This window comes from Agromyces ramosus (genome assembly GCF_004216665.1).
Taxonomy (GTDB): Bacteria; Actinomycetota; Actinomycetes; order Actinomycetales; family Microbacteriaceae; genus Agromyces; species Agromyces ramosus.
The window spans coordinates 140873-153533 of sequence record NZ_SGWY01000001.1; the positions used below are offsets into that span (position 1 = coordinate 140873).

Annotated in this window: 12 protein-coding genes; 3 read left to right on the forward strand and 9 right to left on the reverse strand. The window is 72.5% G+C overall.

What is annotated here, in order from left to right:
* Nucleotides 1–93: 93 nt before the first annotated feature.
* From EV187_RS00655 to EV187_RS00680, 6 genes are all read right to left on the reverse strand, one after another.
* A complete protein-coding gene (locus tag EV187_RS00655) occupies nucleotides 94–423 on the reverse strand; it encodes a DUF4190 domain-containing protein (RefSeq protein WP_242609366.1) in 330 nt (109 codons plus the stop codon).
* A 109-nt stretch (nucleotides 424–532) separates the two neighbouring features.
* The gene (locus EV187_RS00660; protein WP_130351125.1) at nucleotides 533–871 is read right to left on the reverse strand and encodes a peptidase; all 339 of its coding nucleotides are present in this window, start codon (nucleotides 869–871) and stop codon (nucleotides 533–535) included.
* Entirely contained in the window at nucleotides 868–2046 is a 1179-nt protein-coding gene (locus EV187_RS00665; protein ID WP_130351126.1) for an inorganic phosphate transporter, read from the reverse strand. Before EV187_RS00665 ends, EV187_RS00660 begins: the two co-directional genes overlap by 4 nt.
* Nucleotides 2047–2135: 89 nt before the next feature.
* Nucleotides 2136–2618: an 8-oxo-dGTP diphosphatase gene (locus tag EV187_RS00670; protein WP_130351127.1), complete on the reverse strand. Its 483-nt coding sequence runs from the start codon at nucleotides 2616–2618 to the stop codon at nucleotides 2136–2138.
* Nucleotides 2619–2621: 3 nt separating this feature from the next.
* Nucleotides 2622–3650, reverse strand: a complete 1029-nt coding sequence (locus EV187_RS00675) for a 6-phosphofructokinase (protein ID WP_130351128.1) — start codon at nucleotides 3648–3650, stop codon at nucleotides 2622–2624.
* A gap of 120 nt (nucleotides 3651–3770) precedes the next feature.
* Nucleotides 3771–5894, reverse strand: a complete 2124-nt coding sequence (locus EV187_RS00680) for a DEAD/DEAH box helicase (protein ID WP_130351129.1) — start codon at nucleotides 5892–5894, stop codon at nucleotides 3771–3773.
* Between the two features lie 292 nt (nucleotides 5895–6186).
* On the opposite strand from EV187_RS00680, the gene EV187_RS18240 reads away from it, so the two are divergent.
* Nucleotides 6187–6393, forward strand: coding sequence for a hypothetical protein (locus tag EV187_RS18240; protein WP_165391060.1), 207 nt, complete (start codon nucleotides 6187–6189; stop codon nucleotides 6391–6393).
* A 24-nt stretch (nucleotides 6394–6417) separates the two neighbouring features.
* Here EV187_RS18240 and EV187_RS00685 read toward each other — a convergent pair whose 3' ends face one another.
* A complete protein-coding gene (locus EV187_RS00685; RefSeq protein ID WP_130351130.1) occupies nucleotides 6418–8331 on the reverse strand; it encodes a DUF2207 family protein in 1914 nt (637 codons plus the stop codon).
* A gap of 29 nt (nucleotides 8332–8360) precedes the next feature.
* Entirely contained in the window at nucleotides 8361–10730 is a 2370-nt protein-coding gene (locus tag EV187_RS00690) for a heavy metal translocating P-type ATPase (RefSeq protein ID WP_130351131.1), read from the reverse strand.
* 80 nt (nucleotides 10731–10810) lie between these two features.
* Here EV187_RS00690 and EV187_RS00695 point away from each other — a divergent pair, with 80 nt between their 5' ends.
* Both EV187_RS00695 and EV187_RS00700 read left to right on the forward strand, forming a co-directional pair.
* Nucleotides 10811–11089, forward strand: coding sequence for a metal-sensitive transcriptional regulator (locus EV187_RS00695; RefSeq protein WP_130351132.1), 279 nt, complete (start codon nucleotides 10811–10813; stop codon nucleotides 11087–11089).
* 8 nt (nucleotides 11090–11097) lie between these two features.
* Nucleotides 11098–11640, forward strand: coding sequence for an O-acetyl-ADP-ribose deacetylase (locus tag EV187_RS00700; protein ID WP_130351133.1), 543 nt, complete (start codon nucleotides 11098–11100; stop codon nucleotides 11638–11640).
* A 10-nt stretch (nucleotides 11641–11650) separates the two neighbouring features.
* Here EV187_RS00700 and EV187_RS00705 read toward each other — a convergent pair whose 3' ends face one another.
* Nucleotides 11651–12631 (reverse strand): glycerophosphodiester phosphodiesterase, encoded by a 981-nt coding sequence (locus EV187_RS00705; RefSeq protein WP_130351134.1) that lies wholly within the window; start codon nucleotides 12629–12631, stop codon nucleotides 11651–11653.
* Between the last annotated feature and the right edge of the window lie 30 nt (nucleotides 12632–12661).

The following is a 12661-nucleotide window of genomic DNA, read 5'->3' on the forward strand; positions in this document are numbered from 1 at the left end:
CACGCCCGACGACGCGGCGAAGGCGCAGCCGCGGGGACGGCGAACGGGCCGCGCCCCGAAGCCGGGGGCGCGGCCCGTTCGGGCTTCGAGGGATCAGACGAAAGCGAAGGGCAGCATCGCGAGGCCGAAGACCGCGAAGCCGAGGCCGACGAGCACGGTGCCCGCGAGCATCACGCTGTTGAGCACGATGCCCCAGATCGCCATCGTTCGCGACGCGGGTTCGCGCTTCAGCGCCATGATGCCGAGCACGAGGCCCGCGACCGGTACGAAGAACGTGGACGCGGCGACGATCGACACGAGGCCGAGCACGAGGCTCGCGATGCTGAATCCGCTCGTCTCCGCCGCCGTTGCGGGGGTCGTCGCGTAGGGGTTCGGCTCGCCGAACGCGGCCTGCTGCGACGAGGTGGGAGTTGCGGTGGTCATGGTGATGGTCTCCTGTCCGTGGGGTGTGATTCCACGGTACGGATGCCGCTGCGACGGGAGTATGGGGCTATCCCCCCGATCAGAGGGTGGCCCGCCCACGAGGGTGGGGTCAGACGAGGCCGTGCAGCACGGGCACGATGAGGTAGATGCCGAACAGCGCCGCCACGCCGCTCAACGCGAAGCACGCGCGGGCACCGAAGAGCGCGGCGCGCTTCTGGCCGTCGCTGAGCGGGCTCTTCCTCGCCGCCTTTGCGGCGCGCTTCGCGGCGGCCTTGGCCTCAGCCGGCGTGACGACCGTGATGGCATCGGTGAACTCGGCCGGGGTCACGATGGGCGTCCGCCCCGAGACCGTGAGCAGGCGGAGGCCGAGCGAGTACATGCTCACCACGACCACGGTCGCGAGCAGGGCCGAACCGAGCACCAGGAGGAACGCGAACCAGTCGATCACGGCGCCACCTTCTTCTTGGGTTTCGGATTCCGCTTGATCTTCACGGCGGTGCCCGAGTCGGCGACCTCGCTCACCACGTTCGACGGCGACACCTCGCTGCGGCGGGACCACAGGAAGATGCCCGCGATGACGACCACGCCGATGATCGTGTCGATGATGATGCCGATGGGTCCGATGGAGGCGACGAGCGCCGCGAGGGCGCCCACGATGCCGGCCGCCGGGAGCGTGAGCAGCCAGCCGACGCCGATGCGGCCGGCCGTGCGCCAGCGCACCTTCGAGCCGCGACGGCCCATGCCCGAGCCGATGACGGAGCCGGACGCCACCTGGGTGGTCGACAGGGCGAACCCGAGGTGGGTGGATGCGAGGATCGTCGCGGCCGTCGAGGTCTCGGCCGCGAAGCCCTGCGCCGGCTTCACGTCGGTGAGGCCGGTGCCGAGCGTCTTGATGATTCGCCAGCCGCCCATGTACGTGCCGAGGGCGATCGCCACGGCGCAGACCACGACGACCCAGAACTCGGGACCGCTGCCGACGGGCTGGAGCCCGACCGAGATCAGGGTGAGCGTGATGACGCCCATGGTCTTCTGTGCGTCGTTCGTGCCGTGCGCGAGGGCGACCAGCGAGCTCGAGAAGATCTGCGCGCGCCGGAAGCCGTCGCGGCCGTCGGGCTTGCCGTCGTAGCGACGGGTGATGGCGTAGGCGAGCTTCGTCGCCGTGTACGCGATGAGCCCCGCCGTCAGTGGCGCGAGGATGGCGGGCAGCACGACCTTCGACATCACCACGCTGAAGTCGATGGCCTGCAGGCCGAAGCCGACGAGGGCCGAGCCGATGAGCCCGCCGAACAGCGCGTGGCTCGACGAGGAGGGCAGTCCGAGGAGCCAGGTGATCATGTTCCACACGATCGCCCCGATGAGCCCGGCGAAGATGAGCTGCGGCGTGATGAGCACGCCGTCGTCGCCCTCCTTGATGATGCCGCCCGAGATCGTCTTGGCGACCTCCGTCGACAGGAATGCGCCCACGAGGTTCAGGATCGCGGCGATGCCGACGGCGACCTTCGGGCGGAGCGCGCCCGTGGCGATCGGCGTGGCCATGGCGTTCGCCGTGTCATGGAAGCCGTTCGTGAAGTCGAAGAAGAGCGCCAGCGCGATGACCAGCACGACGATGAGGGTGAGTTCCACCGGCGTCTTTCTCTGGATCGGTGGTGAGATTCACCGAGTGTTCAGGGGACGTAGGTTGCGGAAGCGGCGAGCGCCGTGCCCCGACGATACTACGCGACCGACTCCCGCTCAGCCACCACGGTGGCGAGGTCCTCACCGAACACGAAGGTACGGCGAACGCCCCCGCCGGCGAGCACGCCGGGCAGCCATCGCCTCGCGTCATCCCACATCTCGTCGAAGGGCACCGCGTCGAGTGCGAACCACTCGGGATCGAGTTCGTCGGATCCGGACGGCTCGCCCCGCCAGGTGCGGCAGACGAACACGTTCGACTCCTGGCTCCACGCCTCGCGATGCGGGAAGTGGTAGGTGAGCCGGCCCCGAGGCTCGAGGTCGGATGCCGCGACGACGACGCCCGACTCCTCGAGCACCTCGCGCACGGCGGCATCCACGGCCGACTCCCCCGGTTCGAGCTTGCCGCCCAGGCCGACGAAGTTGCCCATGCCGAGGCCGTGCTTCTTGCGTCCGAGGAGCACCTCGACGACGCCCGCCCGCTCGCGCAGGAGGTAGCAGACGCAGACCTGGGGCAGCGGCATCCGTCAGCCGAAGAGGATCTTCGCCTCGTCGTAGCGCGACTGGGGCACGCGGTTGAGGCTGCCCACGGCCTCGGCGATGGAGACCGTCTTGATGTCGGTGCCGCGGAGCGTCACCATCGAGCCCCACGCGTGCTCGTACACCGCGTCGACGGCGTGCATGCCGAGCCGCGTCGCGAGCACGCGGTCGTACGCCGACGGCGCGCCGCCGCGCTGGATGTGCCCGAGCACGGTGTCGCGCGACTCGATGCCGGTGCGCTCCTCGATGATGGGCGCGAGTCGCTCGGCGATGCCGCCGAGCCGCGGCCGGTTGAACGCGTCGAGGCCCTTGTGCGAGTGTGCCTCCTCCATGTCGTCGAGGTGGAAGCCCTCGGCGACGACGACGAGCGGCGCGCGACCGCGCTCGCGCACGGACTCCACCCACTCGCAGATCTGGTCGACCGACTGCGGCTGCTCGGGGATGAGGATGGCGTGGGCGCCGCCCGCCATGCCGGAGTGCAGGGCGATCCACCCGACGTGGCGGCCCATGACCTCGACGACGATGCAGCGACCGTGCGACTCCGCCGTCGTGCGCAGCCGGTCGATGGCCTCGGTGGCGATCTCGACGGCGGTGTCGAAGCCGAACGAGTAGTCGGTGGCGGCGAGGTCGTTGTCGATCGTCTTGGGAACGCCGACGATCTTCAGGCCCGCGTCGGTGAGGCGGCGTGCCGCCGTGAGCGTGCCCTCGCCGCCGATCGCGATCACCGCGTCGATGCCGTTGGCGTCGAGCATCCGCTGGATGTTCTCGGGGCCGCCGCCCTCGCCCTCGAACGGGTTGGTTCGGCTCGAGCCGAGGATGGTGCCGCCCTGCTTCGAGAGCCCGCGCACGTCGTGGCGGGTGATCGGCATGAAGTCGCCCTCGACGACGCCCTTCCAGCCCCAGCGGAATCCGACGAACTCGGCGTCGTGCGAGATGACGCCCTTCAGCACCGCCCCGCGGATGACGGCGTTCAGGCCCGGGCAGTCGCCCCCGCTCGTGAGGATCCCGATCTTCATGGTGTGCTCGACTCCAAGGGTGCTCGACGCGAACATGGATGTTGCCGGAGCCACGGCGTCGGGGCGTATCGACTGCCGCAGTCTATAGCGTTCCCGCGGATCGACCGTTCCGGCGCGGGCCTACAGGGCGCCGTCGAGCGCCGACCGCAGCAAGTGCTGGAGGGCGTCGAGCTGCACCGAGTCCGCCGAGCCGGGCTCGACGTCGCTGCCGTCCAGTGCGCGGGCGGCGAGGCCCTGCTTGGAGTCGATGAGCTCGGCGATCCGGGCGTCGATCGTGTGCGCCGCGATGATGCGCCACGCGGTGACGGGCTCGTCCTGGCCGATGCGGTGCACGCGGTCGATCGCCTGGGTCTGCTCGGCCGCGGTCCAGCTGAGCTCGGCGAGCACGACGTTCGACGCGGCCTGCAGGTTCACGCCGACGCCGGCCGCCGTGAGCGAGCAGACGGCCACGGCGACCTCGGGGTCCTTGTTGAAGGCGTCGATGGCGGCCTGGCGCTGCAGGGCCGTCTGGTCGCCTCGGAGCGAGACCGTGCGCAGCTCGCGGGCGGCGAGCGCCGCCTCGGCCTGGTCCATGACGTCGATGTGCTTGGCGAAGAACACGACCTTGCCGACCGATCGCGCGAGCTGCGCCGCGTAGTCGGCCGCGAGCCCGGCCTTCGCCTGGCCGATCCGACGCACCATCGTGAAGACGTTCTCACCGGACTTGGCCGACTTCGACTCCTCGAGCTCGGCGCTCGCCACGGCACGGATGAACTGGTCGCGCTGGTCCTCGTCGAGGTCGCCGACGCGCAGGTTCCGCGCCTCGACGAGTGCCCGGAACCGGCCGACGAGCCGGTTGCCGAGCTCGCGCTCGGCGGCGCGCACGGAGCGTCCGAGCTCGTCGTCGAGCTCGACCGGCAGGTCGGCGATGCGCTTGGCGGGAAGGTCGGCGGCCACGTCGACCTTCCGGCGGCGCACGATGCCGAGGTCGATGACGGTGCGCCGGGCTGCGCTGTAGAAGCCCTGGTCCGCCGGCGTGAGGCCGGTCTCCTCGAGCCGGCCGAGCAGCTCGGGTGCGGGCCTGTCGCCCTGGACCCAGCCGAGGAACTGCCAGATCGCCCGGAAGTCGTCGACGTCGTTGATCAGCGGGGTGCCGGTGAGGGCGAGCAGCAGCGGATTCCCGCCGGGCGACGTGCGCCGGATGCGATCGGCGAGCGCGAGCACATTGCGCGAGCGCTGCGACTGCAGGTTCTTGATGAAGTGCGCCTCGTCGACGACCATGCCCTTGAAGCCGAGCGTCGACAGCCAGGCCATGTGGCGGTCGAGCACGTCGTAGTTCACGACCACGACGTCGGCGAAGGCGTCGAGGGTGTCGCCGTCGCCGTGGATCACAGTCGCACGACGGTGCGGGGTCCACCGCTCGACCTCGCGCGCCCAGTTCATCTTCACGACGTTCGGCACGACCGCGAGCAGCGGGTAGGCGCCGGCGACGGATGCCGCGAGCACCGACTGCGCGGTCTTGCCGAGCCCGGGCTCGTCGGCCAGGAGGAAGGTGCGGTGGCCTTCGCGAGCCGCCTCGATGAACCTCACCTGGTGCTTCATCAGCTCCAGGCCGCGCGGCGAGAGCCGGTCGACCTTCGGTGCCTCGGGCAGCTCCATGCTCGCGGCCTGTCCGCCGGACCCGATCTCGAACGACTTGAACAGCGGCCCGAGGAGCTCCCAGTTCGCGAGTCGTCGCACGGGCACGGCCGCGCCGGCCGGCTTCGAGAAATCGGGGGCGAGGAAGGGGTTCGCGAGCTGGCGCGACCGCACGGAGGCGGGGATGACCTGGTTCTCGCCGAGCTCGGGACGGGCCTCGGGCTCGCGGGTGATGATGAGCTCGTCGGGGCTGAGCTCCGCGCCGGACTCGAGGAGCCAGTCGCGGCGGAACCGCTGCGCGACCGTGGAGATCGAGGCATCCGGCTCGAGCAGCGCGATGAGGCTCGTGTCGCGCGCCGCGGTCTTGGCGAGGATCTGCGCGATGCCGTCGAGGCGCTTGAGGAGCTCGGCGCGGGCCGAGTCGGCGACGTCGGGGTCGGCCTTCACCCTGGCACGCTCCTCGCGCATCAGGAGCGCGATGACCTGGAACTTCGTGCGGTTCGTGGGGCCGAGCTTGCCCTTCTGCGCCTTGGTCTCGACCTCGCGCACCTTGCGCGCGAGGATCGGGATGATGGGTGCGTCGTCGTCACGCGATCGCGTACGCTGCCGCTGCCTCGTCTGGGCCATGGTCCTCCCGCTCTCGGGCCGTCTCCGGCTCGCCCCCCTCGTCACCGGTGGCGGTGGTCGGGACCGCTCGGGACGACTCGGAGGCCGCCGCACGCGGTACGCCGAATCCCGAACCGAGCAGCACGCGAGCCGGGCTCACGCGGTCGGCCGAAGAACGGATTCGTCGGGCGCCCTGCCATTCTAGCGGGACGCGGGGCCCCTCGGCGACGTGGGACCCGCGGGGGCGCGGGTCGGGGCCCCGGCGGTGGATTTCGCCGGTGCGGGCGTGGCGGAGTCGGCCTATGCTTCAGCCATGGACGATCTCGCGGGGGCGGACGCCATCTCGCCCGACGACGACGAATTCACGGTCGCGCAGGACACGGAGTTCGACGAGGACGAACCCGCGTCCGACGACGACCACCGACCGCTCGACGACAGCCTCGCCGACGAGGTCGCGGGCATCGACGCCGAGCGGCGGGTCGACCTGGCCGACGAGCGATCCGCCGCCGACGAGGGCTGATCGCCTGACGCATGGGCGCCCGGCTCAGACGCCACCGCCGCCACCGCCTCCGCCGCCACCGCCCGACGACCCGCCGCCACCCGAGCCGCTCGACGACGAGCTCGAGCTGGACCCCGACCACGACGAGCTCGACGCCGCCGAGAACGACGAGACCGCGACCGAGAACCTCGCGGCGTCGAACCCGTCGCGTCCGGCGTACCAGCCTGGCGTCTCGCCGCGCGCCTCGTAGAGGTCGGCGAGCTCGCGGACCCACTGGCGCTCGAGCCCGAAGAGGACGGCGTAGGGCAGCAGCCGCTCGTTGAGCTTCAGCACCACCGTCGGGTCGAGCGGAGCGGTCGTCGCGGGCGCGCCGGACGCCGCCGTCTCGACGCCCACGGCGACGGGCGCCGCGGCGGGTCGGTCGACGCGCAGGGCGCCGCTCGGGCTCTGCAGCACGCGCAGCCGGTCGGCCTCCGCGAGGCGGATGTAGAGCCGCAGGCCCTCGAGGTGATCGCGGGCCGTACGGCCGCGTTCGGTGAGCGGGCGCACGTCGGCGACCATGACGAGCGCGACGATCGCGGCCACGATCGCCCCTGCGAAGAGGAGGAACGGCCAGAGGCCGCCGCGTTGGTCGTCGATGGCCAGGACCCCGAACACCACGCTCAGGGTCGCGGCGCCGATGGCGCCGATCGCGAGGAGCACCCGGATGGCGAGGTCGGGACGCCGCCGGAGGTTCCGCTGCACGACCCGCTTGGCCACGGACTGCCGCAGCGAGAGCAGGCGCCGGCCGAGCGAGACGTCGCGCGACTTCAGGTCGCGGCGCGCGCCGGGCACCGGGTTGCCGCTGTACAGCGCCAGGACGATGGACTGCGCGTCGCGGTCGCCGAGCTCGCCGCCGATGAACTCGACCGAGTACTTCTTGCGGCCGGTCTCGACGACGCGCAGCTCGCCCGCGACGGCGCGTTCGAGGATCGTGGCGGTCACGCCCTTCTCGGGGTGTCCGACGAGGTCGGCGGCCTCCATCGCGCTGATGCCCTCGGGCGGCTCGTACTGCGCGATGATCGTGCCGCGTCCGGGGTGGTCTCGCCACCGGGCGATGCGCAGCACGATCGCGGCGAGCATCGCCAGCACCGCGAACGCCGCCGCCACCGCGCCCGCGATCGCCGCAGGCGACGCCCAGAACGAATCGTCGCGGGGCTCGAAGGTGCCGGGGGCGAAGCCGACCGCGACCGTGAGGTTCTCGTACGGTCCGATCGCGAACGCCTCCGCGACGACCACGGGGGGTGCCGTGTCGGTCGTGGCGAGCGATTCGCACGGGGTGCCGGACCCGGCCCAGCCGCGATAGCAGGCGGTGGCGCCGTTGAAGCCGCCGGCGACGTCGGCCGACATCCGCACCTCGGCGCGGACCCGGCCGAACGGCTGCGCCCAGCCGGTGCCGTTGACGTCCCAGTAGAACTCGTCGATCGCCGCGTCGTCGGGTTCGAGCGTCACGTTGTGCTGCGTGTAGCGGATCACGTAGGTCTGCTCGCCGTGCACGAAGTCGTCGGCGCGCACGGTGACGAGGAGGAATTCGCCCGCCTCGTCGGCCTCCACCTCGAACCCCCGGGGCGTCCCCGCGGCATCCGTCACCGACTGCACGCGGATGTCGGTCGGGTGCCCCTCGTAGTCGAGCGGGATCGCCCGTCGGATGCCGCGGTTCTGGTCGATGTCGGGGAACACCGCGACGAGCGTCTCAGTGGTCGTGAGCACCGAGCGATTCGCGTCATCGCGCGCCAGTTCGTACACCGCGTCGAACGACGCGAACGTGAAGTCGTCGACGCCGGTCGGCACCCCGGACACGGGTGCGGGTGCGGCGCTCTGCTGGCCGGCCGCGAGCGCCGGGGCCGCGGCGGCGGGTCCCAGGGCGACGGCGGCGACGGCGAGCGCGGCGACGAGGGCCCGCGCTGAACGACGGATCATGAGGCAACGCTAGCGCCCCGCGGGCCCAGTCAGGCGGAACGCAGGCGAAGGCTGTTCAGCACCACGAAGACGCTGGAGCACGCCATCGCGGCGCCCGCGATCATCGGGTTCAGCATTCCGGCCGCCGCGAGCGGGATCGCGGCGACGTTGTAGGCGAACGCCCAGAACAGGTTGCCGCGGATGGTGCGGAGCGTGGCGCGCGCCAGCTCGATCGCGTCGGGGATCGCCGCGGGCTCGTCGCGCAGCAGCGCGAGGTCGCTGGCGGATGCCGCGGCATCCGTGCCGCCGCCCATCGCGATGCCGAGGTCGGCCGCCGCCAGCGCCGCCGCGTCGTTCACGCCGTCGCCGACCATCGCGACCCGTTGTCCGTCCGACTGGAGTCGTCGGACGAGGGCGAGCTTGTCCTCGGGGCTCGATCCCGCGTGCACCTCGTCGACGCCGACCGCGAGCGCGACGCGCTCGGCGGGGCGGCGCGCATCCCCCGACGCGATCGCGGGATGCAGGCCCAGTCGACGCAGGCGTGCCACCGCCGCGGCCGCCCCCTCGCGGACCTCGTCGCCGACCTCGAGGAGCGCCCGCACCTCGCCTCGCCACGCGACGGCGACGAGGGTCGCGTCGGAGTCCTCCGCCCTGCGGGCCAGGGAGTCGGGCATCGGGAAGCCCAGCTCGGCGAGGAAGGCGGGCCGCCCTGCCGCGGCGGCGTCGCCGGCGATGACGCCGCTGACGCCGAGGCCGGTGCGGGCCCGGAACTCCCGCACCTGGAGGTGCGGGGCGTTCGCGGCATCCGCCGCTTCGACGACGGCGCGCGCGATCGGGTGCTCGGAACCGCGCTCGAGGGCGGCCGCCACGGCGAGCGCCTCGGCGTCACGGTCGCGGGCAGGGGCGGGAGCGAGCGGATCAGCGACGCCGGCATCGGGTGCGGCGCCATCGGGTGCGGCGGAATCGGGTGCGGCGGAATCCGGGTCGTCGGCGAGCGTGATGCGGGTGAGGCGCATGCGGCCCGTGGTGATCGTGCCGGTCTTGTCGAGCAGGATGGTGTCGATGCCGGCGGTGCGGTCGAGCGCCTCGGGGCCCGTGATGAGGATCCCGCGATCGGCGCCCCGACCCGTGCCGACGAGCAGTGCCATGGGCGTGGCAAGGCCGAGCGCGCACGGGCAGGCGATGACCAGCACCGCGACCGCGGCGGCCATGGCCTGCTCGACCGGGCTCCCCGCGAGCAGCCAGGTCGCCGCCGTCACCACCGCGATCGCGATGACGACGGGCACGAACACCGCCGAGATGCGGTCGGCGAGCCGCTGCGCCCGCGACTTGCCGAGCTGCGCGTCCTCGACGAGGGCGGCGATCTGCGCGAGCCGCGTGTCCGGGCCCACCCGGGTGGCACGCACCACGAGGCGACCGCCATGGACGATCGCCGCAGCGGTCACCGCGGAGCCCGGCGCGACCTCGACGGGCGCCGGCTCCCCCGTGAGCATGCTCTCGTCGACGCTCGCCGCGCCGTGCACGACGATGCCGTCGGCGGCGATCCGCTCCCCCGGCCGCACCACGAACCGCGCGCCTGCTCGGAGCGAGGCCGACGGCACGCGCTCCTCGCGACCGACGGCCGCACCGCCGGCCGCGCCGTCGAGGCCCTCGCCGCCGTCGACGAGGACGGTCACCTCGCGCGGCGCGAGGTCGAGCAGCGTGCGCATGGATGCCCCGGCACGGCGCTTCGAACGGGCCTCGATGACCCGGCCGAGCAGGAGGATCGTCACGACGCCGGCCGCCACCTCGAGGTAGACGTCGCCGCCGGGCTCGCCGCGGACGCCGAAGGTCCAGCCGTGCGTCATCCCGAGCATGCCGGCGCCGCCGAACCAGAGCGCCCAGCACGACCACGCGTAGGCGGTGAGCGTGCCGAGCGAGACGAGGCTGTCCATCGTCAGCGCGCCGTGCCGGAGGTTGACCGCGGCGGCGCGGTGGAACGGCCACCCGCCCCAGGCCACGACCGGCGTCGCGAGGACGAGCGACGCCCACTGCCAGCCGGTGAACTGCAGCGGGGGCGCCATCGCGATCAGCACGATGGGCACCGTGAGCAGCGCCGACACGACCAGGCGCACGATGAGCGGATCACGCGGCACCGCGCGGCCGGGAATCGAGTCCGGGGATGCCCCGACGCCAGTGGATGGCGGCGTGGTCGTCTCCGGCACACGCGCCGCGTACCCCGCGGCGCGCACCGCGTCGAGGAGCTCGTCGACGCCGACGGACGGGGTGAACCGCACGCGCGCGCGTTCGGTCGCGAGGTTCACCTCGGCATGCACGCCGTCGAGCCGTTCGAGGCGGCGTTCGACCCGCGCCACGCAGCTCGCGCAGGTCATGCCCTCGATGTCGAGGTCGATCGTGCGCTCGTCGTGCTGCAGCGACATCCGTGCTCGCCCTTCCCGTCCGCTCGGAGGACAACGATACCCATAGGGGGTATCTGGTGCAAACGGGGTATCCTGATGTCGTGATCGATGACATCAAGAAGCGCGCCCTGCACCGCACGAAGATCATCGAGGGCCAGCTGCGCGGGATCGAGAAGATGATCGAGAACGAGGACTACTGCGTCGACATCATCACGCTCTCGCTCGCCGTGCAGAAATCGCTCGGCTCGCTCAACAAGCTGCTCGTCGAGAACCACCTGCGCACGCACGTGACCGAGATGTACGAGGCGGGTGGCGACCAGCGCGACGCGGCGGTGGCCGAGCTGCTGCGCATCTTCGAGCTCTCGAACAACCGGGGGTAGCCGAGCGGATGCCGCGCATCGAACTCGTCACCGGCGACATCACCGCGGAGCGCGTCGACGCGATCGTGAACGCGGCCAACTCGAGCCTGCTCGGCGGTGGCGGCGTCGACGGGGCGATCCACCGCGCGGGCGGCCCGTCGATCCTCGCGGAGTGCCGTGAGCTCCGCGCGACCACCTTGCCCCGAGGCCTGCCGGTCGGCGATGCGGTCGCGACAGGTGCCGGGCGACTGCGGGCGCGATGGGTCGTGCACACGGTCGGCCCGGTGTGGCCGGGAGCGGGCGCCGAGGCCGACGAGCGACGGGAGCTGCTCCGCGCCGCCTACCGCAACTCGCTCGAGCTCGCCGCCCGGCTGGGCGCGGCCTCCGTCGCCCTGCCCGCCGTCTCGGCGGGCGTCTACGGATGGCCCGCCGACGACGCGGCCGCCGTCGCACTCGCGACGGCCGACGCGACGGATGCCGCCCCCGAGCTGGTGCGCTTCGTGCTCTTCTCCTCCGGCATGCACGAGGAGTTCCGCGCCGCCGCCCAGCGGCTCGGGATCGCGACCGCCTGAGCACGCCGCCTCACGTGCCCGGTGCGGTGACGGCGAGCCACTCGTCGAGCTCGCTCGGCTGGTCGGTGATGATGCCGTCGACGCCGAGCTCGCTCACCTCCTGCCACCCCTCGTGCGAGTTGAGCGTGTAGCAGAGCACGGCCACGCCCGCCTCGTGCGCCGCTTCGAGCGCCCCGGGCACGGCCGTCACGGATGCCGCGGTCGTGCCGAAGCCGATCACCCCGAGTCGCTCGGCGAGGGGCACGGGGTCGGCGGGCAGCTCACGGATCAGCATGATGCGCGGGGTCGTCGGCGACACGCGCTGCACGGCGAAGAGGGTCTCCAGGCTGAAGCTCTGCAGCACGACCCGTCCGCGGAGCCCGTGCCGCTCGATGAGGTCGACCACCGTGCGCACCTCATCGGGCCGCCAGTCCGCCTTGAGCTCCACGAGTGCCCTGGCGGTCTCCCGGGCCGCGAGCGCGCGGAGGAACTCGTCGAGCGTCGGCATCCGCGCCCCCACGTGATCGCGGCCGTACCACGCCCCCACGTCGAGGCGTCGGAGGTCGGCGAGGTCGAGGTCCGCGATCGTGCGCGGATCGCCCGCCACGCGCTCCAGCGTCGTGTCGTGGAACAGCACGGGAACGCCGTCGCGGCTGAGCTGCACGTCGGTCTCGACGAACGCGAGGTCGTCCATCGCGAGCTCGAGCGAGGCCATCGTGTTCTCGGGCGCCTCGGCGCGGTCGCCGCGGTGCCCCACGATGAACGCGGCGTCACCCGGGAGCCGGAGGGCGCCGAACACGTCGACCGCGGAGGCGGTGGTCGGGGTGGCGGCGACGAACAGCACCACCGCGGTCGTGACGGTGCCCACCAGTGCGCAGGCGATGCGCACGGCGCGACGCGGCGGCACGGAGAGTCGGTCGAGCAGTTCCCCAGCGGCGGTGGTCGCACGGCGTGGGACAGGGCGGACGGGCGGTGCGAGCGTCGGGTCGGTCGCACGGGGCGTTCGGGTCACGGGCGTTCGGGCCTTTCCACCGACCGCGCT

Bases quoted from the DNA above. Each gene is read 5' to 3' on its own strand.
- EV187_RS00655 (WP_242609366.1), bottom strand. From the start codon at position 423: ATGACCACCGCAACTCCCACCTCGTCGCAGCAGGCCGCGTTCGGCGAG.
- EV187_RS00685 (WP_130351130.1), bottom strand. From the start codon at position 8,331: ATGATCCGTCGTTCAGCGCGGGCCCTCGTCGCCGCGCTCGCCGTCGCC.
- EV187_RS00670 (WP_130351127.1), bottom strand. From the start codon at position 2,618: ATGCCGCTGCCCCAGGTCTGCGTCTGCTACCTCCTGCGCGAGCGGGCG.
- EV187_RS00700 (WP_130351133.1), top strand. From the start codon at position 11,098: ATGCCGCGCATCGAACTCGTCACCGGCGACATCACCGCGGAGCGCGTC.
- EV187_RS18240 (WP_165391060.1), top strand. From the start codon at position 6,187: ATGGACGATCTCGCGGGGGCGGACGCCATCTCGCCCGACGACGACGAA.
- EV187_RS00675 (WP_130351128.1), bottom strand. From the start codon at position 3,650: ATGAAGATCGGGATCCTCACGAGCGGGGGCGACTGCCCGGGCCTGAAC.
- EV187_RS00690 (WP_130351131.1), bottom strand. From the start codon at position 10,730: ATGTCGCTGCAGCACGACGAGCGCACGATCGACCTCGACATCGAGGGC.
- EV187_RS00680 (WP_130351129.1), bottom strand. From the start codon at position 5,894: ATGGCCCAGACGAGGCAGCGGCAGCGTACGCGATCGCGTGACGACGAC.